Annotated in this window: 25 protein-coding genes and 1 pseudogene; 19 read left to right on the forward strand and 7 right to left on the reverse strand. The window is 70.3% G+C overall.

All coding sequences use genetic code 11. From position 1 onward, the window contains the following. The first annotated feature begins 24 nt into the window (after positions 1 to 24). Positions 25 to 300: a DUF808 family protein gene (locus tag G6039_RS31025; protein ID WP_338148576.1), complete on the forward strand. Its 276-nt coding sequence runs from the start codon at positions 25 to 27 to the stop codon at positions 298 to 300. 8 nt (positions 301 to 308) lie between these two features. Here G6039_RS31025 and G6039_RS31580 read toward each other — a convergent pair. Further along, positions 309 to 734, reverse strand: a pseudogene (locus G6039_RS31580) (hypothetical protein); the annotation flags it as partial. A gap of 156 nt (positions 735 to 890) precedes the next feature. Beyond that, on the reverse strand, positions 891 to 2,426 hold the full coding sequence (locus G6039_RS09225) for a membrane protein (protein WP_043800059.1): 1,536 nt from the start codon (positions 2,424 to 2,426) through the stop codon (positions 891 to 893). Positions 2,427 to 2,549: 123 nt separating this feature from the next. Between G6039_RS09225 and G6039_RS09230 the strand changes: the two genes are divergently transcribed. Together G6039_RS09230 and G6039_RS09235 are read left to right on the forward strand one after the other, a co-directional pair. Further along, positions 2,550 to 3,407, forward strand: a complete 858-nt coding sequence (locus G6039_RS09230) for a ParA family protein (RefSeq protein ID WP_043800061.1) — start codon at positions 2,550 to 2,552, stop codon at positions 3,405 to 3,407. Then, complete coding sequence (locus G6039_RS09235) at positions 3,404 to 3,886, forward strand: hypothetical protein (RefSeq protein ID WP_043800064.1); 483 nt, start codon at positions 3,404 to 3,406, stop codon at positions 3,884 to 3,886. The genes G6039_RS09230 and G6039_RS09235 overlap by 4 nt, the downstream gene beginning before the upstream one ends. Positions 3,887 to 3,916: 30 nt before the next feature. Here G6039_RS09235 and G6039_RS09240 read toward each other — a convergent pair whose 3' ends face one another. Then, positions 3,917 to 4,075 carry a hypothetical protein gene (locus G6039_RS09240; RefSeq protein WP_006944786.1) on the reverse strand — a complete coding sequence of 53 codons (159 nt, stop codon included), beginning with the start codon at positions 4,073 to 4,075 and terminating at the stop codon, positions 3,917 to 3,919. Positions 4,076 to 4,281: 206 nt separating this feature from the next. Between G6039_RS09240 and G6039_RS09245 the strand changes: the two genes are divergently transcribed. From G6039_RS09245 to G6039_RS09320, 16 genes are all read left to right on the forward strand, one after another. After that, positions 4,282 to 5,022, forward strand: coding sequence for a DUF429 domain-containing protein (locus G6039_RS09245; protein WP_006944788.1), 741 nt, complete (start codon positions 4,282 to 4,284; stop codon positions 5,020 to 5,022). A gap of 64 nt (positions 5,023 to 5,086) precedes the next feature. After that, entirely contained in the window at positions 5,087 to 6,004 is a 918-nt protein-coding gene (locus tag G6039_RS09250) for a pseudouridine-5'-phosphate glycosidase (protein ID WP_152103791.1), read from the forward strand. 375 nt (positions 6,005 to 6,379) lie between these two features. Continuing rightward, a complete protein-coding gene (locus tag G6039_RS09255) occupies positions 6,380 to 7,663 on the forward strand; it encodes an aromatic ring-hydroxylating oxygenase subunit alpha (protein ID WP_006944801.1) in 1,284 nt (427 codons plus the stop codon). A gap of 13 nt (positions 7,664 to 7,676) precedes the next feature. After that, a complete protein-coding gene (locus G6039_RS09260) occupies positions 7,677 to 8,267 on the forward strand; it encodes an aromatic-ring-hydroxylating dioxygenase subunit beta (RefSeq protein WP_043800069.1) in 591 nt (196 codons plus the stop codon). 10 nt (positions 8,268 to 8,277) lie between these two features. Further along, the gene (locus tag G6039_RS09265) at positions 8,278 to 8,553 is read left to right on the forward strand and encodes a hypothetical protein (protein ID WP_029542639.1); all 276 of its coding nucleotides are present in this window, start codon (positions 8,278 to 8,280) and stop codon (positions 8,551 to 8,553) included. Further along, positions 8,550 to 9,257, forward strand: a complete 708-nt coding sequence (locus tag G6039_RS09270; RefSeq protein WP_051446071.1) for a type 1 glutamine amidotransferase — start codon at positions 8,550 to 8,552, stop codon at positions 9,255 to 9,257. The genes G6039_RS09265 and G6039_RS09270 overlap by 4 nt, the downstream gene beginning before the upstream one ends. After that, positions 9,247 to 10,230, forward strand: a complete 984-nt coding sequence (locus tag G6039_RS09275; RefSeq protein WP_043800071.1) for an NAD(P)/FAD-dependent oxidoreductase — start codon at positions 9,247 to 9,249, stop codon at positions 10,228 to 10,230. The genes G6039_RS09270 and G6039_RS09275 overlap by 11 nt, the downstream gene beginning before the upstream one ends. Before the next feature lie 20 nt (positions 10,231 to 10,250). Further along, on the forward strand, positions 10,251 to 10,583 hold the full coding sequence (fdxA, locus tag G6039_RS09280) for a ferredoxin (RefSeq protein ID WP_043800072.1): 333 nt from the start codon (positions 10,251 to 10,253) through the stop codon (positions 10,581 to 10,583). Positions 10,584 to 10,614: 31 nt separating this feature from the next. After that, positions 10,615 to 12,108, forward strand: a complete 1,494-nt coding sequence (locus G6039_RS09285) for a glutamine synthetase family protein (protein ID WP_043800073.1) — start codon at positions 10,615 to 10,617, stop codon at positions 12,106 to 12,108. 36 nt (positions 12,109 to 12,144) lie between these two features. Further along, entirely contained in the window at positions 12,145 to 13,512 is a 1,368-nt protein-coding gene (locus tag G6039_RS09290; protein WP_152103792.1) for a styrene monooxygenase/indole monooxygenase family protein, read from the forward strand. Continuing rightward, complete coding sequence (locus G6039_RS09295; protein ID WP_043800076.1) at positions 13,509 to 14,666, forward strand: M24 family metallopeptidase; 1,158 nt, start codon at positions 13,509 to 13,511, stop codon at positions 14,664 to 14,666. Before G6039_RS09290 ends, G6039_RS09295 begins: the two co-directional genes overlap by 4 nt. 16 nt (positions 14,667 to 14,682) lie before the next feature. Then, a complete protein-coding gene (locus G6039_RS09300) occupies positions 14,683 to 16,482 on the forward strand; it encodes a hydantoinase B/oxoprolinase family protein (RefSeq protein WP_051446073.1) in 1,800 nt (599 codons plus the stop codon). Positions 16,483 to 16,484: 2 nt separating this feature from the next. Beyond that, positions 16,485 to 18,569 (forward strand): hydantoinase/oxoprolinase family protein, encoded by a 2,085-nt coding sequence (locus tag G6039_RS09305; protein WP_037200721.1) that lies wholly within the window; start codon positions 16,485 to 16,487, stop codon positions 18,567 to 18,569. Between the two features lie 68 nt (positions 18,570 to 18,637). Next, entirely contained in the window at positions 18,638 to 19,780 is a 1,143-nt protein-coding gene (locus G6039_RS09310) for a LuxR C-terminal-related transcriptional regulator (RefSeq protein WP_139310991.1), read from the forward strand. Beyond that, the gene (locus G6039_RS09315) at positions 19,777 to 20,565 is read left to right on the forward strand and encodes an SDR family oxidoreductase (RefSeq protein ID WP_043800079.1); all 789 of its coding nucleotides are present in this window, start codon (positions 19,777 to 19,779) and stop codon (positions 20,563 to 20,565) included. The genes G6039_RS09310 and G6039_RS09315 overlap by 4 nt, the downstream gene beginning before the upstream one ends. 4 nt (positions 20,566 to 20,569) lie before the next feature. Next, positions 20,570 to 21,100, forward strand: coding sequence for a flavin reductase family protein (locus G6039_RS09320; protein ID WP_006933107.1), 531 nt, complete (start codon positions 20,570 to 20,572; stop codon positions 21,098 to 21,100). A 70-nt stretch (positions 21,101 to 21,170) separates the two neighbouring features. On the opposite strand, the gene G6039_RS09325 is transcribed toward G6039_RS09320, so the two are convergent. The 4 genes from G6039_RS09325 to G6039_RS09340 all read right to left on the reverse strand — a co-directional run bounded on the left by G6039_RS09325 (position 21,171) and on the right by G6039_RS09340 (position 26,959). Then, on the reverse strand, positions 21,171 to 22,583 hold the full coding sequence (locus G6039_RS09325; protein ID WP_029542658.1) for an MFS transporter: 1,413 nt from the start codon (positions 22,581 to 22,583) through the stop codon (positions 21,171 to 21,173). Between the two features lie 112 nt (positions 22,584 to 22,695). Then, entirely contained in the window at positions 22,696 to 24,474 is a 1,779-nt protein-coding gene (locus tag G6039_RS09330; protein WP_029542660.1) for a glycoside hydrolase family 15 protein, read from the reverse strand. A 95-nt stretch (positions 24,475 to 24,569) separates the two neighbouring features. Then, positions 24,570 to 24,767: a DUF4177 domain-containing protein gene (locus G6039_RS09335; RefSeq protein WP_029542662.1), complete on the reverse strand. Its 198-nt coding sequence runs from the start codon at positions 24,765 to 24,767 to the stop codon at positions 24,570 to 24,572. A gap of 407 nt (positions 24,768 to 25,174) precedes the next feature. Further along, a complete protein-coding gene (locus G6039_RS09340; protein ID WP_231385878.1) occupies positions 25,175 to 26,959 on the reverse strand; it encodes an alpha/beta hydrolase in 1,785 nt (594 codons plus the stop codon). Between the last annotated feature and the right edge of the window lie 9 nt (positions 26,960 to 26,968).

A 26,968-nucleotide genomic window follows, 5' to 3' on the forward strand; every position in this document is an offset into this window, starting at 1 on the left:
ACAGCCGAACTGTGGGAGGTTCCCGTGGCTGGTGGTCTCGTCGCCCTGTTGGACGACGTCGCGGCACTGACAAAGGCGGCCGCGGCGTCCATCGACGATATCGGCGCCGCGGCCGGCAAGGCCGGGGGAGCGGGTGGACCGCTCGGGCAGCCGTCGAGGCCGTTCGCCGGGGTCAGCTCGAAGAACCCGGTGTGTAGACCGGCCGGAAGAGCGGCGGGATCGCACGTCGGGAAGAGCGGGGCGAGCCCCGGTGCCCGATCCGTGCCGACGGCCAGCTCGACCCAGTTCGAATGGGAGTAGAAGTCGGCGAGTGCGTGGGTCAGGCCGCCGAAGGCGCTGCGGGCCGCGAAGCCGTTCGCGGAGGTGCGGAACTCCGGCGGGCCGGTGGGTTGCGCACCGGCGATCACGGCGGGCACGAAGAAGTTCCACGCGTCCCGGGCACGGTCGCAGACGTCCGCCGGTCGCGCGGCGTTGTCGAAGTGCCGGAAGGCGTCGCCCTGGAACAGGTCGCTGCCTTCGTTGCCGGTGCCGGTGAGGAGGCTTCCGGTGATCTCGGCGAGCGCCGGGTCGTCGACACCCCCGTCGAGGGTGGCCGGGGGCAGCGCTGCACGCAGGATCGCGCCGTGGATGTCGGGCGCGAAGGCCAGCGCGTTCGGCGGCATCGACACGGACAGTAGTGCAGCGGCGGCAACCGTCACGATCGTCGACAGACCGGGGCGGGGAAGCAGTGTCATGGGTACTCCGCAGTCGTTGGGTCGTGGCAGTCGTGGCGGTCGTGGCGGTCGTGGGTCGTGAGCACCGCGCTGCTTCCGGCGATGCCGCGTTCGTTACCGGTGGTGGCCTCCTCCGAATATCCCCCTCGGCGGCGATCGTCGCCGGGGAATTCGGGATCATCGCAGAGCCTGCCCGGCCGGCACCCCGAACGGCCGCACGAGTACGGCACCCCAGTCCCGCCACGGCGGGCACGGTGGGGGAGGCCGCCCGTTCAGGAAGCGGATCGCCGCGTCCTCGAACGCCGCCGATTTGGGCAGGTACGGGTGGGCGACGCGGGCCGGGCACCCGTTTCGCTCGACGTCGAGCTGCCAGTCGTCCGGCATCAGGGGCAGATCGGTGGCCGCGGGGAGGCTCGTTGCTCGTACCGTTGCGGGAAGTGGCTGAGCGAGGATGGATTCCGCGGCTCCCGCCGTGCCGAGCAGTTCCCGCGCGGCGGGGGTGTCCGGGTCGAAGTGGAACCGGACCAGGTCGGTGGCCGGAGCGGCGGCACGCAGCAGGTCGCCGAAGACGCGGCCGGGCGCGTTCACGTGCGGTGGGGGATAGCCGGTCGGGGTGCTCGGGAACGGGCCGACCAGCAGTAGCGCATCGACGTCGACCCGTCCGGTGGCGACGGCCTCCCACACCACCCACACGGCGTGCGAATGCGCGGCCACCACCAGCGGACGAGGCAGCGCGGACGCCTGCTCGACGAACAGATCGACCTGCTCGTCGAACGGACGCTGGGTGTCGCTCGGCTCGTAGGGGGCACCCGTGCGGATCGTGCAGGTCGCGTCCCGCTGCGGCTGCCCGTCGCCCGGTCCGGCATACGAGAAGTAGTACACCTGCTCGCAGCGGTAACCGAGGCGGTGCACGTCCGTCGCGTGGATCGCGCCCCGCCCCGACGCCGAGTTGATCCCCGACAGGATCAACAGCGAACCCGGCTGCGGCGGGCCGGGTTCAGGCTCGTCGTACCCGCGGGTCGCGACGAACACGAGCGACGCGGCGGCGAGCACCGCGACGAGCGCGGTCAGGACCGCCCCCGGCCGGCGCAGCGCCGGGCGGCCCATCGCCCGGATCGCCAGGGCGGTCGCGACGGCCGAGACCGGGACGAGCGGCACGGTCAGGACCGGGACCCGTTCGGCCACGGCACCCAGCGCCAGGATCACCGCGCAGTACGGCAGCATCACCTCGACCCGCAGCCCCCGCCGCCAGGTCAGCACGACGGCCGCGCGCAACCGGGATCCGCCCTGCCACGGCACCGGGCCGAGCGTGAGCACCAGCACCCCGATCAGGGCGACGGCGGGCCAGAACAGCCGGGAGTACAGGACCGCGTAGGCGGTGGCGTCGGCGAACGCCGCCAGCAGCACCGGCCCGAACGCGACCGTGTAGAACAGGGCCGCGAAGCGCAGCCGGCGGGCGTCGAGGCCGCCCAGGAGCCACGCCATGAGCGCCACCCGGGCTGCGGCCACCCCGGCGAGCAACACCAGGAACGCCGGCCACGACGATGCCCGCGACAGCAGGATCCGCAGGTCGGTGAATTGATCCAGTGGCGGCAGCGCCACCAGGTGGATGAGCCCCGGCCAGGTCGGGACCGCGTTCGTCGCGGCGAGCAGCACGACGAGCGCCGCGGTGGCCGCGAGCGGCCACCAGCGCCTCCACCGTCCCTCTCGCACTCGCGGGCTCCCGTCGCCGACTGCCTCGAATCTAGGGGGTGCGCCGGTGCCCGGCGCCGGATTCGTCCGGGTCCCGGTGTACTTTGCTGAGCGAACGAGTAGCGAGTGTGCTGGGGGTGTGGTGTGGCGCGGGTGATCGCGACGATCAATCTGAAGGGCGGCGTCGGCAAGACCACGACGACGGCCGCCCTCGCGGAGTTCATGGCCGCCGAGTTCGGGCAGCGGGTGCTGCTGATCGACCTGGACCCGCAGACCAACCTCACCACGATGATGATCGGGGAGGAGCGCTGGCAGGAGCTCAACCAGCTCGACCGCACCCTCGCCACGCTGTTCCGCGGCGCCGTCGATCCCGACGCCCCCGCCTTCGACATCGAGAAGGCGCTCCAGCGCGACGTCTCACCCGTGCGCGCCGTCAAGAACGTCGACCTGCTCGCCTCGTCGCTGGATCTGATGGACATCCAGGAGGGACTGAGCCACCAGCAGTACGCCGACCCGAAGTCCACCCGGCCCCTCGAGGTGCTGCTGCACGCGATCACCCCGATCGCCGACCGGTACGACTACATCCTCGTCGACTGCCCGCCCAACCTCGGCATGCTCACCCAGAACGGCCTGCGGCTGGCGAACGGCTACCTCATTCCGACCATCCCCGACATCCTCTCGACCTACGGCATTCCCCAGCTGCAGACCCGGGTGCGGGCGTTCGCCGAGCGGACGGGACATCCCATCCGCGAGATCGGCCTCGTCATCACCAAGTACCGGAGTGCGTCGAACCTGCACCGCAGCATCATCGAACAGCTGCAGCGCGACGAGCGGATCGCGAACGTCGTGCCGGCGTGGATCCCCGAGGCCAACCAGATCGCGCAGTCCGCGGAGTTCGTCCCGTACGGCACCCTCAAGCGCAAGTACGGCAACTCCGGGCAGTTCGACGCCCTGCGCATGCTGACCGAGGACGTCCTGATGAACGCGCAGGTGCTGCTGTGACCGGCACCGTCGACCGCGACGAGGCCCGCCTCCGAGTGCAGATCGGGGAGGCGAGCGCCGCGCTGCTGCGGCTGCAGGGATCGAGCCCCGCCGCCGCGACCGCCCTGGTGCGGCTGGTGCACGTGATCGCCGACGAGGCCGCCCGCACCCCGCGGTTCGCGCACGCCCTCGCCTCGGCACTCACCGCGCCGGGGGAGGCGCCGTCGCCCGCCCCGGCACCGCGGAAGGCCCCCGCCGCTCGGCGCGGCACACGCGCCCCGGGGCCGTTCGACCCGTTCGCCGCGTTCCGCGACGGCGGCGAGGCCGGCCTGCGCGCGAAGCTGGCGCCGCTGGACGTCGAGCAGCTCAAGGACATCGTCGCCGAGCACGCGATGGACTACGACCGCCTCGCCATGCGCTGGCGCACGCCGAAGAAGTTGCAGGACAGGATCGTCGAGCGGGTCAAGGCACTCACGACGAAGGGCGACGCCTTCCGCTGACGGCGCAACCGGATCGCGGAGCGGCGCCGGTCAGGGTGTCCGTGTCCGTCGATCCACTTCCTTCTCGACGGCGACGGCGAGGTCGTGGACGACCCTGGAGTGCCATTGCTTGTGAGCCGCGAGGTCCGCGGCGAGGGCATGGCAGTCCGGGCATTCCTGTGCGGCGCTGTTCTGCTGGGTGTGCTCCATGGTGTTGCACCTCCTGGAAGAGATATCCGCCTCCACCGTGGCACGGATGCGGAACGTAGTCCACGATTGTGTGCCCGCCGATCGTGTGCGTGCCGGCGGCTTGCCCCCTCCAGGGCGTGCCTGCCCCCGTTGTGGCGGGACCGGGGGTGCACGGTGCACAGTACGAGTGCAGGCTCCGGGGCCGGGCAGCGGATACCGTGACGTCCGTGAAGACGGTAGGGGTCGACCTCGCGGCGGAGCCGGCGAAGACGGCGGTCGCCACCGTCGCCTGGGAGCACGGCACCGCGACGGTGCAGGAGCTACGGCTCGGCGCGACCGACCCGGACGTCGTCAACGCGGTGGCCGCCGCGGACCGGACCGGCATCGACGCGCCGTTCGGGTGGCCCGACGCGTTCGTGGACTTCGTCGGCGCGCACCATCGCCTCGAGTACTCGCGCGAGCGCGCCCTGAGCAGCCGAGCCGGACGGCTCCCGCTGGTGCGGCGGTTGACCGACCGCGTGGTGCATGCCGGGACGGGTATCGTCCCGTTGAGCGTATCCGCGGATCTCATCGCCCATGTGGCGCTGCGGTGTGCGGGTCTGCTCGCGGAACTCGATGCCGTCGGGGTGGATGTCGACCGCGTCGACGGAACGGTGGTCGAGGTGTATCCCGCTGCTGCGCTGCAGGGCTGGGGCCTGCCGTTCAAGGGATACAAGAGCGCGAAGAACCGCGAGGCGCGGGCCGCATCGGTGGCCGCACTGGAACGCGCCCTTCCGGGACTGAGGCTCGGCGGCTTCCGGGACCTCTGTGTGGCCTCCGACGACGCGTTCGATGCGGTGGTCGCCGGCCTCGTCGCCCGAGCGGCAGCGCTCGGAAGAACCGTCCGGCCCGATGCGGCGCAGCGCGCCGTCGCGGTCCGGGAGGGGTGGATCCATCTGCCGCTGTGCGGAATCCGTGAGCTGCTCTGAATTTCCGAGATGATCGGCGACGCTCGCCCTCCGCCGCTACCCTGCACGCAAGGAGAGGAGCCGCATGGACCCGGTGATCCGGATATCGGACGAGGTGCGCGACGCCGTCGCAGCCCGCCGGCCGCTGGTGGCCCTGGAATCGACGATCTTCACCCACGGCCTGCCGCGCCCCCGCAACCTCGAGGTGGCGCTCGAGGCGGAGGCGCGGTTGCGGGAGGCGGACGTCGTCCCCGCCACCGTCGGCGTGCTTCGCGGCGTCCCGACCGTCGGGCTGTCCACCGACGAGATCACCGACCTCGCGACGGCGGAGACGGTGACGAAGCTGAGTGTGCGCGACCTGCCGATCGCCGTGGCGCGACGACTGTCCGGCGGCACCACCGTTGCCGCCACGGCGCTGCTCGCACACCGCGGCGGGGTCGAGGTCTTCGCGACGGGCGGGCTGGGCGGCGTGCACCGCGGCGCGCAGAGCACCTTCGACGAGTCCGCCGACCTGGTCGCCCTGTCCACCGTGCCGATCCTCGTCGTCAGCGCCGGCGTCAAGTCGATCCTCGACATCCCGGCCACGCTGGAGCGGCTCGAGACCCTGAGCATTCCGGTCGTCGGCTACCGCACGACCAGCTTCCCCGGCTTCTACATCCGCGACAGCGGCTGCCCGCTCGAACATTCCGTCGGGTCGCCGGCCGAGGTCGCCGCCCTTGTCCGTGCCCGGGACGCACTCGGCCTGAAAGCCGGTGTCCTGCTTGCGAATCCGGTATCGGAAGACGCCCAGCTCGACCCCGCGCTGCATGCGCGGGTGCTGCACGAGGCCGAGGAGCGGGCCGCGGCGGCCGGAGTGGTCGGCAAGGACACCACGCCGTTCCTGCTCGACCACTTCCACCGCGCGACCGGCGGCCGCAGCCTCGACGTCAATGTCGAGGTCTATCGGGGCAATGTCGCGCTCGGCGGTGCCGTCGCCACGGCGCTCGCCGCCGAACCGGGATAGCCGCCGGTCGGGGGTTCCCGCCCGCCGCCTCAAGGGTGGCCGTGCCCGGTGCGCCACCGCGCGTTGACAGCGACTGTGACCTGGGGCACAATCATGCCCACGTCCGGCGGGTGTCGTAACCCCGCCGTAATCGGCCGTCGTGCCGCGACCCGTCATGGGTCCGTTCTGTAAATCTCTTGTTACACACGGGATTTCTGGTGTCGTTCGACCCTTGCGGGCCGGTGAATACCCCTCCTGGGAGGGATACCGAGCCCCGTGCGGCCCGGCCAGGATTAACCCGACGCGAACGCAATCCGACGCGATCGGAAACCGCCCGAACCTCGGGCGACGACGAACGATCCCGCCACGTGACGCCTCGGCGAAAGGGCAAGAGCCATGACCGTGAGTTCCACCCACTCGTACGACGAGCTGGTGCAGCACGACCGGGTGCACCGCACGCTGTACACCGACCCGTCGATCTTCGACGACGAGATGCGCCGCGTCTTCGGCCGCACCTGGGTGTACCTCGCGCACGAGAGTCAGGTCCCCACTCCCAACAGCTACCGCACCGGCTACCTGGGTCTGCGCCCCATCATCGTCACCCGAGACCGGGCCGGCGAGCTGCACGCCCTGTTCAACCGCTGCACCCACCGGGCCGCCACCGTCTGCCGCGACGAGAGCGGCACCGCCAAGAACTTCCAATGCCCGTATCACGGATGGACTTTCAAGAACACCGGGCAGCTCGTGGGGGTGCCGTGGCCCGACGCGTACGGACCGGACTTCGAGCGCACCGACCTGAACCTCGGCGTGGTGCCGAGGGTGGAGAGCTACCGCGGCTTCGTCTTCGGCACCCTCAACGCCGATGCGCCGCCGCTCGCCGAGCATCTCGGCCCGGTCCGCGAACCTCTCGACTACTGGATCGACCGCGCCCCGGGTGGCGAGGTGTTCCTCCGCAACTCCGCGCACCGCATGGTCTACCGCGGCAACTGGAAGCTGGCGTACGACAACGCCGGCGACGGATACCACCCGGCGTTCTCGCACCGCTCCCTGCTGCAGATGGCCGAACGGCTCGGCGAGTCCAAGGACATGACGTACTTCGGCCGCACCCCCGACCGCGGCCCCATGTACGTGCAGTACCTCGGCAACGGACACACCTTCATCGACCAGCGCCCCAGCTACGACGGTCCCGGCGCGTTCTGGGCCAACCAGCGCCCGCAACCCGGGCGGGAGGTGTTCGAGGAGCTGATCCGCAGCGAGTACCCCGACGACGCGCTGCGCTACCTCGACCTGACCGTCGGCGCCCAGATCAACCTCAACATCTTCCCGAACCTGCTCATCATCGGGAACCAGGTGCAGGTGATCGAGCCGCTCGCCGTGGACCGTACCCAGCTCACCTGGTACGCCACCACCGTCGGCGGTGTCCCGGACGAGGTCAACGTCCTGCGCATGCGCACCCAGGAGGACTTCCCGGCCTTCGGCGAACCCGACGACCAGGCCAACTTCGAGGAGGCCCAGCGCGGCCTGAGCATCCCGGAGGTCGCATGGGTGCAGATGAACCGCGGATTCGGTGTGGAGGGCCGGCAGAAGGTCGACGCCGACGGCGTCGTGACCGGGCCGGTGACCGACGAGCTGCACATGCGCGGCTACTACCAGGAATGGCTCCGGCTGATGAGCCGGTGAAGGGACACGACAGATGACCGTGCAGAGCAACGAACGCCACGACACTTCCCGGTACTCGTACTACCTGGACTCCGCCTACTACGACCACCTGGCCGAGCTGATGGGGGCCTGGCAGGAGGACTGGAGCGAACCCGATCCGCGGGTGCGCTCCGAGGTCGAGAACCTGCTCTACCGGGAGGCGCGCCTGATCGACGACGGCCGCTTCAACGACTGGGTGGAGCTGTTCACCGACGAATGCCTCTACTGGGTGCCCACCACCCCCGGCGGCGGCGACCCCCGGCGCGAGGTGTCCCACGCCTTCGACGACCGTCGCCGGCTGATGGACCGGATCTACTGGCTGCGCACCGGACTCGCGTTCTGCCAGATCCCGTCGTCGCGCACCCGGCGGCTCGTCACCAACGTCGAGGTCCTCGACGCACCCGACCGCCGGCTCGTGCGATCGAACTTCCTGATCACCGAGTTCCGGGCGGGCACGACCAAGACGTACGCCGGCTGGTGCGGGCACGAACTCGTCCGCCGGGACGAGCAGTGGCGGATCGCGGTCAAGCAGGTCAACCTCGTCGACTGCGAACACGGCCACGAGAACCTGACCCTCGTCCTCTGACGGGCCCGCCATGACCGACAACACCGAACTCGACCGCCTGCGCGCCGAGGTGGACCGGCTCACGCGGCGCGTCGACCGCCTCGACCGCGAGCTCGCCGCCCACCGGCAGGTCGCCGACGCGATCCGGCGCGCGCAGTTCTGGGACTTCACCCCCTACGAACTCGTCCCGGACGGCAGCTGGATCGCCGTCGACCGCGCCGACGCCGTCGCCCTGCTGCGCGCCCTCGCCGCCACCGACCACTGGCGACCGTGGACACACACTCTGGAACCCCGAGGTGCCGTATGAAACCCCTGCTCGTCGTCGCCCACGTCGACGACCCCGACCTGACCGTCCTCGGCGACGTCGTGCGCGATCACGGCGTCCCGATCCGGATCGTCCGCCCCTTCCGCGGCGACGTGCTGCCCGCGCCGGACGAGGCCGCCGCGGTGATCTGCCTGGGCGGTAAGGAGTCCGCCGACGACCCGCACGACTACCTGCTGCGCGAACGGGACTTCCTGCGCACCGCCGCGGCCGGCGACGTGCCCACGCTCGGGATCTGCCTCGGCTCCCAACTGCTCGCCCTCGCGCTCGGCGGCACGGCGGTGCGCGGCAGCGACCGTGCCGAGGTCGGCTTCGTCGACGTCACCGCCTGCGGGGCGGGGCTGGATCACCCCGTCGATTTCACCGGCACCCGGTTCTCCTTCCACTGGGACACATTCCAGCTGCCGCCCGACGTGACCGTCCTGGCCCGGTCCCGGGACTTCGTGCAGGCCTTCGCGTTCCGCTCCGCCATCGGGGTGCAGTACCACCCCGAGAGCTCCGTCGACGGCATCGCCGGGCTCATGGCCGGCGAGCCGGACAAGGTCCGCGCCGCCGGCGCCGACCCCGACGAAATCCGTTACAAGGCACTGGAGTTCGCCGATCCCTCCCGTGATCACCTCGCCGACCTCGTCGAGCACCTGCTCGCCCCGGCGCTGTGCCCGAGTCCCGGAGCCGGTCATGAACACTGACACCGACCTGCTCATCCTCGGTGCCGGCCCCACCGGCCTGTACGCCGCCTACTACGCCCGCATCCGCGGCCTGCGCACCGTCGTCGTCGACGCGCTCCCCGAGCTCGGCGGCCAGGTCGCCGCGCTCTACCCGGAGAAGGAGATCTACGACGTCGCCGGCCTGCCCGCGGTGAAGGGCAAGGACCTCGTCCGGCAGCTCGTCGAGCAGGCCGGCGACGACGTCGAGTACTTCCTCGGCCGGCAGGCCGTGGACCTCGATCGCGACGGCGACGTGCTCACCGTCCGCACCGACGACGACGAGCGCATCCGCACCCGCGCCGTCCTCGTCGCCGGTGGCATCGGGTCCTTCCGGCCCCGGCCCCTCGACGCCGCCGACAGGTACGCCGGGCGCGGCGCCGCGTACTTCGTCACCGACCTCGGCGACTACCGCGACCGCGACGTCGTGGTCGTCGGCGGCGGGGACTCGGCCCTCGACTGGGCGCTCGCCCTCCATCCGATCGCCGGGTCCGTCACCCTCGTGCACCGCCGCGACCGCTTCCGCGCGCACGCCGCGTCGGTGGACGAACTACGCCGCCGCGGTGCGACCATCCACACCAACGCCGAGGTCACCGCCGCACACGGCACCGACAGTCTCGAACTCGTCGAGGTCCTGCGCCACGAGCACGGCGACACCGTGCGGCTGCCGGCGCAGAAGCTGATCGCCGCGCTCGGCTTCACCGCCCAGCTCGGGCCGCTGCGCACCTGGGGCCTCGAACTCCACGGTCAGCACATCGTGGTCGGCCGCGACATGGCCACCAACGTCCCCGGCGTCTACGCCGCCGGCGACATCGCCGAGTACCCCGGCAAGGTGCGGCTGATGTCCGTCGGCTTCGGTGAGGCCGCGACCGCCGTCAACCACATCGCGCACCGCATCGACGACGATGCGCCGCTGTTCCCCGGCCACTCCACCGACGCCGGCCCCGTCCCGAGCTGACGCACCCCCCAGGAGGAACCGTGCCGTACTTCATCGGAGAACCCTGCACCGACGTCATGGACAAGTCGTGCATGGAGGAATGCCCCGTCGACGCCATCTACGAGGGCGCCCGCAAGCTCTACATCCACCCGTTCGAATGCGTCGACTGCGGTGCCTGCCAATCGGTCTGCCCGATGGAGGCCATCTCGAACGACCGCCGGGTGGACGAGACCACCCGCATCCATCTCGAGGACAACGCCGTCTTCTTCAGTTCGGTGCTGCCCGGGCGCGACGTCCCGCTCGGCTCCCCGGGCGGGGCGGTGCACACCGGCCCGATCGGGGTCGACACCCCGCTCGTCGCGGCACGCGACTGACCCCACGAACCCACCCCTCACGGAGGACCGCATGTCCACTTCAGCCAAGTTCGTCGCCCGCCACGCCCTGTACGACGCCGCGCAGCAGGAGGCCGCCGACCGCGCCCGGAACCTTCTCGCGGAGAAGGGCATCGAGATGGTCCGCCTGGCCTGGCCGGATCAGCACGGCCTGATCCGCGGCAAGACGATGACCGTCGACAGCTACCTGGCGGCGCTCGAGTCCGGCACCGAGATCACCATGGCGCCGTTCTTCTTCGACACCGCCAACGCCATCGTCTTCAACCCGTTCAGCCCCGGCGGCGGGTTCGACATGCCCGAGCTGTCCGGCAGCCCGAACCTCACCATGGTTCCGGACCCCACCACCTTCCGGGTGCTTCCGTGGGCGCCGGACACCGGCTGGGTGCTGTGCGACCTGTACTTCCGCGACGGCAGCCCCTTCCCGTTCTCCCCCCGCAGCATCCTGCGCAACACCCTCGCCCAGCTCGAAAGCGCCGGCTACCACCTGATCACCGGCCTCGAGGTCGAGTGGTATCTCACCCGCGTCCTCGACGACAAGCTCGTCACCGGCTCCCTCGGTGCCCCCGGGATGCCCGCCGACCCGCCGGAGGTCGCGGCCGTCGCCCGCGGCTACAACTACCTCCTCGAATCGCATCTCGACGAGATCGACGACGTGCTGCGCCCGGTGCGACAGGCCGTCACCGCGCTCGGGCTGCCGCTGCGCTCGATCGACGACGAGTGGGCGCCGAGCCAGGTCGAGACCACCTTCGACGTGCTCGAGGGCATGGCCGCCGCGGATTCGATGCTGCTGTTCCGCTCCGCCGTCAAGCAGATCTGCCGCCGCGGTGGCTACCTCGCCTCCTTCATGTCCACCCCGGGCATCCCCGGCTTCTACGCCAGCGGCTGGCACCTGCACACCTCCCTGGTCGACACCGTCACCGGCGAGAACGTCATGGTGCCGGGGGAGGGGGAGCTGCTGTCCGACATCGGCCGGCACTACGTCGGCGGCACCCTGGCCCACGCCGCCGCCGCGTCGCCGTTCATGACGCCCACGATCAACGGGTACCGCCGCCGTCGCCCGTACTCCCTGGCCCCGGACCGGCTGACGTGGGGCCTGGACAACCGGGCCGCGATGATGCGCGTCATCAGCGCCCCCGGTGACAAGGCCTCACATGTCGAGAACCGCGTCGGCGAGCCCGCCGCCAACCCGTACCTGTACATCGCGGCGCAGGCCGCCGCGGGGCTCGACGGCATCAAGAACAAGACCGAGCCGGGTGCCCCGTCGGTGGATCCGTACGCCGCCGACGTTCCGCACCTGCCCACGAGCCTGAAGGAAGGGCTCGCGGCCCTGGGGGCGAGCCGGTTCTACCGGGAGGCGTTCGGCGACCGGTTCGTCGACTACCTCGTCACCATGAAGTCCAGCGAGGTCTCGCGCTACGAAGCGCACCTGGCCGAGCAGCCCGACCCGCAGGGCTACGCCGAGACCGTCACCGAGTGGGAACACCGCGAGTACTTCGAACTCTTCTGACCACCGCTCCACCCACCGGCACAAGGGATGACCGCCATGAGAAGAATCTCCGTGATCGGGGCCGGCCAGGCCGGAACCCTCCTGTCGATGGCCCTGCAGGCCAACGGCTTCCAAGTAGACCTCTACACCGACAAGACCGCCGAGGAGATCCTGCACGAGACCTCCCCGACCGGCACCGCGGCCCTGTTCCACCGCTCGGTCGCCACCGAGCTGCGGCTCGGCTGCCCCGGCTACGACGACAAGGGCGTGCCGATGGACGCCCTGCACGTGTGCTTCAGTCCGAAGATCGGGCAGGAGCTGGTGCACTTCGGCTCCGCGCTCGGCGACGCCGCCGGCGGTGCCGTGGACGTGCGCCGCAAGTCGTACGACCGGATGGTGCGCCTGGCCGAACTCGGCGGCAACATCGTCGTGACATCGGTGCAGCCCGACGACCTCGACGACATCGCCGCCGGCAGCGACCTGACCGTCGTCTCCACCGGCAAGTACGGATTGTCGTCGCTGTTCGCCCGCGACGCGCGGCGCAGCGTCTACGACACCCCGCAGCGCAACCTCGCCATGGTGCTCGTGCGCGGCATCCCCACCGACGGCACCGCCTTCCCCAACCGTGTCGAGGGCTCGACGGGCGTGTGCTTCAACCTCTTCGGCGACGCCGGGGAGATCTTCTGGGTGCCGTTCCTGCACAAGTCCGGCGAGAACGTCTGGTGCCTGGTGTTCGAGGCCAAGCCCGGCGGCCCGTTCGACTGCTGGGCCGACGTCACCACCGTCGAGCAGGCCTTCGCGACCGCCTCGCGCCTGGCCCGCGACTACGCCCCGTGGGACTGGCCGTCGATGCGGAACATGGAGCCGATGCTCGACGACCCGCACTCGTGGCTCAAGGGCCGGGTCACCCCGTCCGTGCGCTCCGGGCTGGGCACCACCCCGGGCGGCCGGCCGATGATGAGCCTCGGCGACACGTCCGTCGCCTACGACCCCGTCGCCGGTCAGGGCGCCGGCTCCGGCATCCGGCAGGCCGGGCACTACTTCGACGCCCTCCTCGCCCGCGGCGACGGACCCTTCGACGCCGATTGGATCACCCGCACCTTCGAAGGCGTCTACGAGGAGCACATCGCCGGCACCTACCGGTTCACCAACCTGCTCCTCGAACCGCTCGGCAAGACACCGCAGCGGGTGCTCACCGCGTGCTTCGCCGACCAGCGCCTCGCCACCCGCTTCGCGCAGGTCTTCGACGCACCTCCCACCGCCTTCCCGTGGCTCACCGAGCGCGCGGCCGCCGACCGGTGGATCGGCGAGCACACCGGTCGCCGCCCCGGCGCGGTCGCCGCCGCCGGCACCGCGAAGATCCTCGCCGGGCAGGTCCGGAACACGCTGCGCGGCAGCCACTTCCCGCGGGCGGTGAGCGCGTGATCGCCACCCTCGCCGAGCGCGACCGGCGCTGGCGGCTGCTGCACGAGCGGATGGAGCGCGACGGTTACGACGCGTTGCTGTTCGCCGCCGCCGACTACCGCGGCCACAAGGGCGCCCTGCGCTACCTCGCCGACTACAACCTCTCGCACCGCTTCGGCTACGCCGTCCTGCACCCCGGCGCCGCGCCCACCCTCGTGCTGCCGAAGAACCTCGAGGGCGGCCGCCGGCCCCGCACCGGCTGGATCGACGACTACGTCTACGCCGAGAAGCTCTCCGAGGCGCTCGTCAAGACCCTCACCCGGGGTGCGGCACCGGCCCGCGTCGGCATCGTCGGCATGGGGCAGGTCATGAAGGTCGAGGACTACCTGCACCTCACCGAGGAACTGCCCGGCACCGTGTTCGAGGACGCGAGTGCGATGTTCGAGCAGGTCCGCGCCGTGAAGACGGCCGCCGAGATCCGTGGCGCCGAGGAGTCCGCGTACATCTCCGACCGCTGCTTCGAACGGCTGCTCGAGATCGCCCGCCCCGGCACGACCGAACGCGCCGTCGCCGCCGAGATGTACCGCGTCGCCTACTCGCTCGGCGCCGAGGACCCGCTGTTCCTCACCATGTACGCCGACGACGAGCCGACCGGCCCGTGCCCGACGTTCGGGGCCCCCGGCGGCCGGGAACTCACCGCCCACGACGTGTTCATCTTCAGCTACGAACTCGTCGGGCCCGCCGGCTACTGGATGGAACTGTCCCGCATGGTCACCTTCGCCCCGCCCACGCCGGAGGTGCAGCGCCTCGCCGACGCGGTGTGCTCCGGCCTGGCCGCCGGAAGCGCCGCCCTGCGCCCCGGCACCACGATGTCCGGCGTGCAGCGCGACGTCATCGCCGCGATCGAGCAGCACGGGGTCAGGTCGTCCTACTGGTCCGGCCACGGCCTCGGCCTCGACGTGCTCGAGGAGCCGTGGGTGGGCCTGGAGATGGTGCAGGACAACGAGAACCACGAGGCCGTCACCGCCACCGCCGAGGGCATGGTGATCGCCCTGCACCCCATGCTGTGGGACGCCGACTCCGGCGCCATGGGCTACATGGCCGACACCTGCGTCGTCGAGGCCGGGCGCACCCGCACCCTGTCCAAGTTTCCGACCGAGCTGTACCGGGTCTGAGAGAGGTAGAGCAATCATGACCACCCTGGAACGCCCCACCGCCGGCACGGCGGGCGGCACCGCCATCGACCCGATCCTCGCGTCGGTGCTGCAGCGGCGCGTCGACGCCATCGCCAAGGAGATGGCGACGATGCTGATGCGCTCGTCCCGCTCGCCGATCTTCAACGAGATCGGCGACCTGGTGACGGTGCTGTTCGACAAGCACGGCCGCACCCTCGCCCAGGCCGAGTTCGCCGCCATCATCGCCTTCGGCGCCCAGCCGCCACTCGAATACATCATCGACTACTTCGGCGACGACATCGCCGAGGGCGACGTCATCCTCCACAACGACGTCTACACCGGCGGCAACCAGAACGCCGACACCGGCGTCTACCTGCCCATCTTCCACGAGGGCGAACTCGTCGGCTGGGCCGCCGCCAAGGGCCACATGGCCGACATCGGCGGCATGACCATCGGCGGCTACAACCCCAGCGCCACCGAGATCTGGCAGGAGGCCCTGCGCATCCCGCCCGTGAAGATCATGGCCGGGGGAGTGCTGCGCAAGGACGTGTGGGACTTCGTCGGCGCCAACATCCGCATCGACTTCGTCATGGAGGACATCAAGTCCATGGTCGGCGCGTGCACCGTGGGCTCGCGCCGCCTCGTCGAACTGCTCGGCCGCTACGGCCGCGGCACCTTCGACGCCCACATGGACTACATCCTCGACAGCTCCGAGAAGCAGGTCCGTGCCGAGATCGGCCGCTGGCCCGACGGGGTGTACCACGGCGAGAGCTGGATGATCTCCGACGGCCTCGACCCCACTCGCCGCTACGAGGTCGCCTGCGACATCACCGTCTCCGGCGACGAGGTCACCTTCGACTTCTCCCGCACCGACGATCAGGCCCCCGGCATCACCAACATGCCGCCCGCCTCCGCGATGGGCGCCGTGCGCATCGCGTTCCTCATGCTCGTCGCCGCCGGCGGCATCAACATCCCCACCAACGACGGCCTGTTCCGGCCCGTGCACACCGTGTTCCGGCCCGGCTCGCTGCTCAACCCGCACTTCCCGGCCGCGACCATCTTCGGCAACCAGATGTGCGACGAGGTCGTCGACGCCATCATGTCGGCCCTCGCCGACGCCCTGCCGGACCGCGTCACCGCCGGGTGGAACAAATTCATCTGCACCGCCCTCAACGGCACCGACCCGCGCACCGAACAGCCGTTCGTGACCCTCACCGTGTTCCAGCGCAACGGCCCCGGCGCCATGAAGGGCACCGACGGGTGGGACGCGCTCGGCTTCACCGGCACCGCCGGGCAGATGCGCTCCCCGGACCCGGAGATGTTCGAGCTGTCGAGCCCGCACTTCCTCGAATATCACGAGTACCTACCGGATTCGGCCGGCGCCGGCCAGTGGCGCGGCGGCCTCGGCACCCGCTCGGCGTGGCGCTGCTACGGCGACTCCGAAATCGGCGTCACCATCGGCGAATCCGTCGAATCCGAGGGCGGCGCCCCCGGAGCCGGCCTGTTCGGCGGCGGCCCCTCCGGCATGAACCGCATGACCGTCGAATACCCCGACGGCACCACCCACGAGTGGGGGTCGAAGGAACTCGTCGAGCTCCCGTCCGGCTCGGTGGTCCGCTCCGTCAGCGGCGGCGGCGCCGGCTACGGCGACCCGCTGCTGCGGCCCGCCGACCTCGTCGCCGACGAGGTCCGCAACGAACTGCTCTCCGCGGAACAGGCCCGCATCCGCTACGGCGTCGTCGTCGACGCCGCCACCCGCACCCTCGACGCCGAGGCAACCGCTCAGCTGCGCAACACCCGGAAAGGCGGACAGTGACCATGTCGGCAACACCCAGCATCCGCATCGGAGTCGACGTCGGTGGCACCTTCACCGACTTCCTCGTCGTCCACGAGGACGGCACCCGGCTCGTGCACAAGACCAGCTCCATCCCCTCCGACCCGTCCACCGCGGTCGTCAAGGGCCTGACCGAGATCGCCGAGCGGCGCGGGGAGACCCTCACCGGCCTGCTCGCGCAGGTCCACACCATCGTGCACGGCACCACCGTCACCACCAACGCCCTGCTCACCCGCACCGGCGCCAAGACCGGCCTGCTCACCACCGAGGGCTTCCGCGACGTGCTGCAGATGCGCGACGGCACCCGCGAGGACGCCTACGACAACCGGCTCACGCCGCCGGCGCCGCTCGTGCCCCGGGCGCTGCGCCGGCCCGTCGGCGGCCGCCTCGACCACGAGGGCACCGAGGTCACCCCGCTCGCCACCGACGACGTGCGTGCCGCCGCCGAACTGTTCCGGCGCGAGGGCGTCGAGGCCGTGGCGGTGTCGTTCATGCACTCGCACGCCGGCGACGAGCACGAACGACAGGCCGCCGACATCCTCGCCGCCGAGCTGCCCGGCGTGTACCTGACCCGCTCGAGCGAGCTGCTGCCGCAGGTGCGCTACTACGACCGCACCAGCACCGCCGTGCTCAATTCCTATGCGGGACCGATCATCACGCGCTACCTTCGGGTGCTCACCGAGGCGCTCGACGCGGCGGGATTCACCGGCATCCTGCTGCTCATGCAGTCCAACGGCGGCGTCGCCACCCCCGACGAGCTGGCCCGCCGTGCCGCCCTGTCGCTGCTGTCCGGCCCGGCGTCCGGGCCCACCGCCGGCCTGCTCGAGGTCGCCCCGCACGGCTGGGACCGCTGCCTGACCGTCGACATGGGCGGCACCAGCTTCGACGCCGCCGTCGTCAACGACGGCCGGCCGCTCGTGATGACCGACGGGCAGATCGACCGCGGCCGCATCGCCCTGCCCATGGTCGACATCCACACCATCGGCGCCGGCGGCGGCAGCATCGCCTACGTCGACGAGGGCGGCCTGCTGCGCGTCGGCCCCGAGAGCGCCGGCGCCGTCCCCGGACCCGCCTGCTACGGCCGCGGCGGCACCCGCGCTACCGTCACCGACGCCGACGTCGTCCTCGGCTACGTCGACCCCGCGAGCTTCCTCGGCGGCGACATCCCCCTCGACCGGGAGGCCTCGATCGAGGCGATCCGCCGCGACGTCGCCGAACCCCTCGGCATCTCCGTCGAGGAGGCCGCCGCCGGCATCTACGACGTCGTCAACGTCGGCATGGCCGCCGGTGTCCGGGAGATCACCGTCCGCCGCGGTCTCGACGCCCGCGACTTCCCGATCGTCGTCGCCGGGGGAGCCGGGCCCGTCCACGCCGCCGCCATCGCCCGCGAACTCGAGATCCCCGTGCTCGTCACCCCGCGCGAGTCGTCGATCTTCTGCGCCGCCGGCATGCTCGTGTGCGACTTCCAGCACGACTTCGTGCAGAGCCACAAGGCCGAACTCGCCGCCCTCGACACCGGAGAACTCCTCGGGATCTGGCACGACATGGCCATGCGCGGCCGCAAGATCCTCGCCGAGGAAGGTGTCGCCGACACCGAGGTGACCCTGCAACCTTCGCTGGACATGCGCTACCGCGGCCAGTGGTACGAGATCAACGTGCCGCTCGACCCGTCGTCCCTCGACGGCGTCGACCTCGCCGACGTCGCCGAGCGGTTCCACGCCATGCACGACACCCTGTTCGGCTACCGCTCCCCGGACATGCCGATCGACGTGCTCAACATCCGGCTCAGCGTCGTCGGCACCACCCCCAAGCCGCGCCTCGACAGCGCCGTCGTGCCCACCGGCGACGGCACCGGGCGGATCGGCACCCGCCCGATCTGGTCGGTGCTGCACCGGACGATGGTCGAGGCCGCGGTGTACGACGGGCACGGCCTCGGCGTGGGCGCACACTTGGAGGGGCCGGCGATCATCGAACTGGGCACCAGCAGCGTCGTGGTGCCCGACGAGTTCGCCGTCGAGGTCGACGACCGCGGGTCGTTCGTCCTCCGCTACCGGCCGGCGGCGTCCTGAACGCCGGGCGGGTTGCCGATACGAGGGTGGAGGCCGCCGCACGGGCGGCCGAGGAGGTGCAGGGGGCCATGGACATCGAGTTCCCGTTCGACGGTGACGACGACGATCGCACCGTCGCGACCGATCTCGCCGACGTCGCCGAGTCCCTCCTCGCCGTCGACACGGTCGAGGCGATCCAGGACCTGTGCATGGACCTCGTCCCGCGGGTGCTGCCGTCCCGTGCCTTCGGCATCTACCTGTTCGGCGACTCGCCCGGCCGCACCCCGCTGGCCGCCGCGGAGGGCGTCAGCGAACGCTTCCTGACGCTGTACGAGGAACTCGGCCGCCACCAGGACCCCGTGCTGCGCACGCTCGAGCAGCGCCGCCGCCCCACCCACAGCAGCCGGCTGATGAGCGAGAACACGTGGACCGAGTCCCCGTTCTTCCGCGACGTGGCCCGCCTGCACGACATGCGGATGGTGCTCGAGGCGCCCATCATCGAACGCGGCCACGTCGTCGGCACCCTCAACTTCGCCGACAACGACCGGCTCGCGCTGGCGTCGCCCGCGGAGATCGCCGTCGCCGGCGCCCTGGGCCGGCTCGTGGGTGTCGCGGTCACCGAGGTGGCCCGGCGGGAGGCGGCCCGCGCCGTGCAGGACGACCTGTGGGCCGCGCTCGACCTGTCGAGCGAGGCCACGGTCATCCTCGATCTCGCCACCGGGCAACGCCAGGTCAACGCCGCCGCGCGGGCCCTGCTCGGCCGGGTCGGCATCAGCGAGCCCACGCTCTGGCTGACCGGGCTCATCGAAGCCGGCGGGCCCGGCCGCGACGCCGACGCCGGCATGCGACAGACGTTCGTCCTGGACGTGCGCCTCGACGGGGTGTCCCGGCACCTGCAGGTGCAGAGCTGCGTCACCGACCGGGGCGGCGCCCGCCGCGTCGTGGCACTGCTCGAGCTGTTGCCCGCCGCACCGGGCGTCGCCGCGCTGCCCGACCACCTCGCCTCGCAGCTCTCCGCCCGCGAACGCGAGATCGCCGCCCTCGCCGTCGCGGGCCTGCAGGACCAGCAGATCGCCGAGAAGCTCTTCCTCAGCCGCTACACCGTCAAGCAGTACCTCAAGACCACCTACCGCAAGCTCGGGATCCGATCCCGGCTCGAGCTCACCCGCGCCGCCCTCACCGGCGAACCCGCCGACGACGGACCGCGCCCCACGACCCCGGAGCAGCCATGACCACCACCGACCCCACTGCCGTCGTCACCGGCGGCGCCACCATGATCGGCGCGGCCGTCGCCGAAGCCCTCGCCAAGGACGGCTGGTCCGTCGCGATCGTCGACGTCGATCCCGCCGGCGGAGCCGTCGCCGACCGGCTGGGCGAGCAGGCGAGCTTCCACCGCACCGACCTCACCGACGACGAAGCCCTCGCCGGCACCGTCGCCGCGATCGCCGACCGTCACGGCGGCATCGACCACCTCGTCAACCTCGCCTGCGTCTACCGTGACAACGGGCCCGCCTCCACCCGCTCCGACTGGCTCGCCACCCTCGACGTCAACGTCGTCAGCGCCGCCGTCCTCACCGGGCTCGCGCTGCCGTGGCTGCGCCGCTCCGACCGGGCCGCCGTCGTCAACTTCACCTCCACCTCCGCGCGCGTCGCGCAGGCCGGGCGCTGGACGTACCCCGTCAGCAAGGCCGCCATGGTCCAGCTCACCCGCAACATGGCCCTCGACCTCGCCGCCGACGGCATCCGCGTCAACTCCGTCTCGCCCGGCTGGACCTGGTCCAACGCCATCGACCAGCTCTCCGGCGGGGATCGCGTCAAGGCCGACCGGGTGGCCGCGCCGCTGCACCTGCTCGGCCGCACCGGCGACCCGGCGGAGGTGGCCGCCGTGGTGCGGTTCCTGCTCTCGCCCGAGGCGTCGTTCGTCACCGGAGCCGACTACGCCGTCGACGGCGGTTACACCGCCATGGGCCCCGAACGGGCCGATCAGCTCATGGCCGAACTCGCCGGACAGGAGTGACGCCATGACCACCCACGGACTCGATCTCCGCGACCTGCGCAACGCCTTCGGTCAGTTCGCCACCGGCGTCACCGTCATTACCGCGCGCGGTGCCGGCGCCCGGCGGGCCGGCATCACCGCGAACTCGTTGACCTCCCTGTCGCTCGATCCGCCCCTGCTGCTGTTTTGCCTCGCCAACCGGGCGCCCAGCTATGAAACGTTCTGCACCGCTGAGTATTTCGCCGTCCACGTGCTGGGGGTCGAGCAGCAGGGGCTGTCGCAGCGGTTCTCCCGGCCCGCCGAGGACAAGTTCGCCGGGCTGCCGGTCGACGAGGGGCCCGGCGGGGTGCCGCTGCTCGGCGGATGCCTCGCCCGGTTCGTGTGCACCCGCGAAAATGCTTACGTGGAGGGCGATCACACCATCTTCGTCGGCCGGGTGCGGGAGTACGAACGGGGAGAGGACGAGCCGCTGCTGTTCCACGCCGGCAGCTACCGACTCGCGGCACCCCGGGAGGCCGTGCCCGGGTGCGTCGCCCGCTCGCCGGCCGCTCGGTAGGGGCCCAGCCGCGCCGCCTGCCGCACCCGACGGCCGGGCGCGCGTCCATCACTACCCCCACGCCGAACTGTCAATTCGACATGCGAGCATGCCGGTCATGTCCGCCGGTGCCAGGCAGGAACACCGCCACCAGCAACCCCACCAGACCGATGACGGCCAGGACGACCATTGCCAGCGCGTACGCCCGGTCCGGTGAGGTCAAGCCGGCGACGAGCACGGTGCCGGCCACGGCAGTGCCCAGCGACGAGCCGAGGTTCGACACGCACCGCGACAGACCCGAGATCTCCCCTTGCCGGTCCTCGGGGAATGCCGATTGCACGACGTTCACCGACGGAGTCAGCATGGTTCCGAGGCCGACCCCGATGAGCAGCAGTCCCGGCGCGAACGCCCACGCACTGGACGAGGCGCGCACGAGTACGAGGAGAATCACGATTCCTGCCAGAGTGGCGACGAATCCGGCCATGATCAACGTGCGTTGCGAGTATTTGGTTGCCAGCCGCTCGGCTCCCAGGGAGGCGCCCAGGATGCCGGCGGTGGCCGCAGTGAAGATCACGCCGGTCTGGATGGCGTTGTAGCCCCGCACGACCTGGAGGAACGCTGAAACGACGAATGCGGTTCCCATCAGCAGCAACCATTGGACGTTCTGAGTCACCAGGGCGAGGTTGGATGTGCGGTTGCGGAAGAGGGTGAGTGAGAGCAACGGCTCTTTACCGGCTCGCTCACGAGCCCGCACGTACAGCAGGAATGACAGCACCAACAGCACACCGAGAGCGATCAGGATCACCGCCAACCTGGCGTTGTTGTCGGCTTGCAGGATGCCCATCACAAGGCACACGAGGCCGGCGGCCGACAAGACGGTTCCTCCGATGTCGAACGGTCGTGCCGGGTCGGCGGGTACCGGATCGTCTATTCCTCGGCTCAGAAAGATGATGACCCCGACGATCAGCGCCTGGAACACGAAGGCCGCGCGCCAGTCGATACCGGTGGTGATGAGACCACCGATCAACGGACCCGCCGCCGCGCCGATGCCGCCCATCCCGGTGATCACACCGAAGGCGCGTGCCCGAGAGACTGTGTCAGTGAAGAGCATCGTCGTCAGGATGTACACGGGCGGGATCAGCAGTGCGGTGCCGACCCCTTCGAGGATCGAGTTGCCGAGAATCAAGACCCCGAGGGTGGGGGACACTGCGCTGAGCAGAGCCCCGGCTCCGTAGAGGATAAGGCCCAGAACGAAACACCGTTTACGCCCCCATCGGTCCGTCAGCTTGCCGCCCGGAATCATCAACGCGGCCATCACCAACAGGAACAGGGTGATCGCGGTCTGCACGCCCTGCACCGTCGTTCCCAGATCCGTACTGATGTCGTTGATCATCACATTCATGTTCGAGCCGGCAAAGCTACAGATGAACTGAGCCAATGCCAAGGGAATCAGCATTCGTCGCACAGCGGCAGGCGGCCGGGAGGAGCTGAGGCTCTCTGTCATGTCATGCCCCTCGCAGTCGATGGGGAAGCAACAACTCGAGCATTGTTTCGCCGGTGCCTGCCGACACTGCCGCTGATCCTGCGGCTCCCCACGAGCACGCGCGGCGGGCGGATCATCCTCCGGCGGCCTCGGCCTCGGTGGCGGCGATGGCATAAGCGGCGCCGATGAGGGTCAGGTGGCTGAACGCCTGAGGAAAGTTGCCGACCTGGCGATCGCGGCCGACGTCGTACTCCTCGGCGAGCAGACCCAGATCGTTGCTCAATGCGGCGAGCCGCTCGAACAGCGTGCGAGCCTGCCCGACACGGCCGTTCAAGGCCAGCGCACTGACCAACCAGAAGGAGCACGCCAGAAACTGCCCTTCGTCGCCGGGTAGACCGTCGTCTGTCCGGGAGGTCGAATACCGCGAGACGAACCCGTCGCGCCCGAGTTCGCGGGTGACCGCGTCGATTGTGCCGGTCACCCGTTCGTCGGTGCCCGGCAGGAACCCCACGAGCGGAATTGTCAGCACGCTGGCGTCGAGCTCCTCCGATCCGTAGTACTGGGTGAAGGTGTTGCGCCGGGGGTCGAAGCCGCGCTCACACACCTCGTTGTGGATCTGGTCGCGCAGCCGCCTCCACCGTTCGGCCGGTCCGTCGAGGTTGTACCGTTCGACCAGGCGAACCGCGCGATCGAACACCACCCACGCCATGACCTTCGACTGGGTGAAGTGCCGCCGCGGTCCGCGGGTTTCCCAGATCCCGTCGTCGGGCTCGTCCCAGATCGACTCGACGTACTCGATCAGGGTGCGCCAGCGCGGCCACAGATGCGGCTCGACCCGTCCCACGGCCTCGGTACTGAGGAAGGCGACGCCGATCAGTTCACCGTAGACGTCGAGTTGGAACTGTTCCGACGCTGCGTTGCCGACGCGCACCGGAGTGGATCCCTCGTATCCCGGAATCTCGGGTAGTTCGAACTCCGTCAGTCGCCGTTCGCCGCCGATACCGTACATGATCTGGATCTTCGCGGGGTCTCCCGTACCGACCCGCTGGAGGAAATTCCGGAACGAGAACGCTTCTTCGGTGTACCCGCCGGCCAGCAGGGATTCGAGGGCCAGCACCGAGTCACGGATCCAGCAGTAGCGGTAGTCCCAGTTGCGCACCCCACCGATGTCTTCCGGCAGGGAGGTCGTCGGGGCCGCGATCAGCGCGCCGGTCGCCTCGTGGGTCATGGCTTTGAGCACGATGAGGGAGGTCAGCACCTCGTCCCGGTACGGTCCGGCGTAAGCGAGCCGGCCGCTCCACTCGCGCCACCACGCCTGTGTGCGGGCCAGCGCCGAGTCGGCGTCCTCGATCGAGGGAGGGGGACCGAAGGAGTCGTGCCAGCACAGCGTGAACCGCTCGCGTCCGCCCTCGGTGACGACGAAGTCCGCCGTCGCATTACCGTCCCCGAGTTGCAGGGGCACCGGGGTGCTCAGCCGGAACGAGTCCGGACCGGCGATGACGAGTACGCCATCGGCAGCGGGCTCGACCCACGGGGTGATCGTGCCGTAGTCCGGCCGGATCGACAGTTGCATCCGCATCGGAACCCGACCGCGCAAGCCCTCCACGATCCGCATCAGCCGCGGTGGTCCGTCACCGCGACGAGGCATGAAGTCGATGATCCGGACCGCCCCGTCCGTGGTTTCGACGTCGGTTTCGAGTATGAGCGTTCCGGCACGGTATCGGCGCGTGACGTCCGCGATCTCACCGGCCGGACGAAGACTCCAGCGTCCGTGCCGATCGTCGCCGATCAGAGCGGCGAAGCACGACGGAGAATCGAAGCGGGGCAGGCACAGCCAGTCGACGGCGCCGTCACGGCTGACGAGTGCGGCGCTCTGCAGATCTCCGATCAGTCCGTAGTCCTCGATACGCATCGCGTTTTCCCATCCTGTCGGCCGGGTTTCACGTATCGACCGCGTGGCACCCGTTTGTGCGATTCAGCGGTGGTGACGCGCCACGGCACGTCCCCTCAGTCTTCGCGCTCGAACGTTACGAGCAGCCCTTCGACACCACCGGGGCCGAGCCGTCCCTTGATGTCTGCCGAGGTGATCGCCTTCAGTCGCCATCCCTGGCGGGCCTGTTCGTTGAGGAGCCGCTCGAGTTTGTCTCCGGACATCTTGCCGCCGAGCATCTTTTCGCGAACTTCGATCACCCTGTACGTGTACACGCCGTCTCCTCGAGATGGTCGGATGGGTCCGCAGCGCTGTTTCCGGATGCCGCGGCGTGTCGAGCAGCAGACTCCTTCCCGACGAAGCTCAGACCGATCGGAGCGGCCGATGCTTCGGACGTGTTGTTCCATGCGCGCGGCACATCGCAAAGTGGTTCGGGAACTGCGCGTTGGGCTTCGCTCCGAGGAGCGGATCGCCGGAGTAGGCCCTCCATCTACACACCACCTCATTGGACCACACCGATGCAGTTGCCGGTTCGGGAAAGCGGAGGCTGGTCTCATGGCCCAGCCATCCGGAACGCCACGTCCAATCCGGCTCCGCGGGATCGACCGAGCACCAGCTCCATCAAGTGGAAGTCCGCCGGATGCTTACCTGGGGGAGGCGCCACCGGAGCGCCCCTCCTGTCCTACTCGCCGGCTTCGATGATCGTCCGGAGGGTGGTGAGTTGCTCGGGGGTGATCCCCGTCGGTTGCATGACCGCGTTCCACCCGTCGACGTACCCGGAGGTGTATTTGTGGCCGTGGCCGCCCGGGACACCGGTGGAGAACGGCAGGTCCGCGGTGACCTGCCAGAACGTCACGAACGGCATCCAGAACATCTCCTCGAGCACATCCTGTCCGGGTGGCTGACCGATCCAGTCCGGTTCGCCGAGGATCAGATTCGGGCTCCACCAGACGATCGGGTCGGACGGATGCATCAGGTACAGGACCCGACTGCCGTCCCAGGGCGTGTCCGCGGGAGGAATCTCCGTCCGGGGATCGTTGGTGAATCGCACCGTGCGCCCGTTCTGGTAGACCGGCTCGATCTCCGGGCTGCCCGGGGCACGCCGATCGCTGAATTCCCGGAACAGGGTGTTGAAGTTCGGGGGGCCGACGAACAGCGTCCCCGAGGTGCGGTTGCGCAGATCGTATTCGCCGCTGAAGGCGGTCTCGCCGCCGAACGAGCCGAGGCTCTCTCCGGCGACGAACAGCCGGGGGCGGTTGTCCTGTGGCAGTTTCGACCACACGTCGTAGACCGCGTCGAACAGATCGCGACCGGCTTGCCGGGCCTTGGATTGATCGACCAGATAGGAGATCCACGACGGCAGGTACGAGTACTGGAGCGCCACGGTCGCCGCGTCGCCACCGGTGAGATACTCGAACGAATCCACCAGCGCGGGGTCCACCCACCCGCTTCCCGTGGTGGTGATCACCAGCAGGTTCCCCCGCTGGAAACCTCCGGCACGGCTGAGGTCCTCGACCGCCGACGCCGCCCGGGATTCGGAGTCGTCGGCCGACGCCAGTCCGGCATAGGCCCGGATCGGCTCCAGGGCCGGGCGTTGGGCGAACTGTGTGAGCTCCTCCGTGGAGGGGCCGGAGCCGATGAAGCTGCGCCCCTGCCACCCCAACGACTCCCACGGCACCACCGATCCCGGTCCGCCCGAACGCAGGCCGGTCGTGGGCTGCTGTATGCCCTCCGGGGTCATGGTGTCCCGCACCGAGAACGCCGAGTTGGCGACACCGACGAGGCCACCGAGCAGCACACCCGACACGACCGCATAGACGAGCCAGGCGACCGCGAGCCACCCGACCACGGTCGCCGCGCGATGTCCGATCCACCGGTTGAGCAGAGCGGCCAGCCAGCGATACAAGCCCCGGACGCCGCGCCCGACCGCCAGGAGGAGACCGAACATCACTGCAGCCACGACGGGGGAGAGGACCACGAGCGCGACGTTGTACTCGGTGACCCCCATCAACCCGCGGATCTCGTGCTGCCAGTACTGACCGACGGCGAAGGAGCCGACGAACAGCACCGCCGCGGCGACGAGGAAGACCAGCCAGGAGCCGCGCCGCGGACGTCGAGGGCCTCGGTCGGCGAATGCGCGCCACACGAACGCCGCGAACACCCCCAACCCGTAGCCGATCGCGGCAGTGATGCCACAGATCATGCCCTGGAGCAGGCCTCCGCGTGGTAGCAGCGACGGCGTGAACGACAGGCACGCGAAGATCAGTGCGCCCCAGCACCCCGGAAGGGTGACGTACAGCAGCTTCCGGCGGCCCCCGGTCTCGGGCGACCGGCTCTCGTCGTCTCCTTCCGCGGCCTCGACGGTCGCGGCGCGAGCTCCGGAGCCGGGAAGACCTGCACCGGTGTTCGCCGTGTCGGGCGCGCCCGGCGCCGAATCGTCCTGGGCGCCGGTTCCCTGTTGTGTCATCGCTGTCCG

This window comes from Rhodococcus aetherivorans (assembly GCF_011058165.1).
GTDB classification, from domain to species: Bacteria; Actinomycetota; Actinomycetes; order Mycobacteriales; family Mycobacteriaceae; genus Rhodococcus; species Rhodococcus aetherivorans.

Bases quoted from the DNA above. Each gene is read 5' to 3' on its own strand.
- G6039_RS09305 (WP_037200721.1), top strand. From the start codon at position 16,485: ATGTCGGCAACACCCAGCATCCGCATCGGAGTCGACGTCGGTGGCACC.
- G6039_RS09260 (WP_043800069.1), top strand. From the start codon at position 7,677: ATGACCGTGCAGAGCAACGAACGCCACGACACTTCCCGGTACTCGTAC.
- G6039_RS09240 (WP_006944786.1), bottom strand. From the start codon at position 4,075: ATGGAGCACACCCAGCAGAACAGCGCCGCACAGGAATGCCCGGACTGC.
- G6039_RS09325 (WP_029542658.1), bottom strand. From the start codon at position 22,583: ATGACAGAGAGCCTCAGCTCCTCCCGGCCGCCTGCCGCTGTGCGACGA.
- G6039_RS09290 (WP_152103792.1), top strand. From the start codon at position 12,145: ATGAGAAGAATCTCCGTGATCGGGGCCGGCCAGGCCGGAACCCTCCTG.
- G6039_RS09310 (WP_139310991.1), top strand. From the start codon at position 18,638: ATGGACATCGAGTTCCCGTTCGACGGTGACGACGACGATCGCACCGTC.
- G6039_RS09250 (WP_152103791.1), top strand. From the start codon at position 5,087: ATGGACCCGGTGATCCGGATATCGGACGAGGTGCGCGACGCCGTCGCA.
- G6039_RS09330 (WP_029542660.1), bottom strand. From the start codon at position 24,474: ATGCGTATCGAGGACTACGGACTGATCGGAGATCTGCAGAGCGCCGCA.
- G6039_RS09285 (WP_043800073.1), top strand. From the start codon at position 10,615: ATGTCCACTTCAGCCAAGTTCGTCGCCCGCCACGCCCTGTACGACGCC.
- G6039_RS09255 (WP_006944801.1), top strand. From the start codon at position 6,380: ATGACCGTGAGTTCCACCCACTCGTACGACGAGCTGGTGCAGCACGAC.
- G6039_RS09265 (WP_029542639.1), top strand. From the start codon at position 8,278: ATGACCGACAACACCGAACTCGACCGCCTGCGCGCCGAGGTGGACCGG.
- G6039_RS09340 (WP_231385878.1), bottom strand. From the start codon at position 26,959: ATGACACAACAGGGAACCGGCGCCCAGGACGATTCGGCGCCGGGCGCG.
- G6039_RS09275 (WP_043800071.1), top strand. From the start codon at position 9,247: ATGAACACTGACACCGACCTGCTCATCCTCGGTGCCGGCCCCACCGGC.
- G6039_RS09270 (WP_051446071.1), top strand. From the start codon at position 8,550: ATGAAACCCCTGCTCGTCGTCGCCCACGTCGACGACCCCGACCTGACC.
- G6039_RS09320 (WP_006933107.1), top strand. From the start codon at position 20,570: ATGACCACCCACGGACTCGATCTCCGCGACCTGCGCAACGCCTTCGGT.
- G6039_RS09300 (WP_051446073.1), top strand. From the start codon at position 14,683: ATGACCACCCTGGAACGCCCCACCGCCGGCACGGCGGGCGGCACCGCC.
- G6039_RS09315 (WP_043800079.1), top strand. From the start codon at position 19,777: ATGACCACCACCGACCCCACTGCCGTCGTCACCGGCGGCGCCACCATG.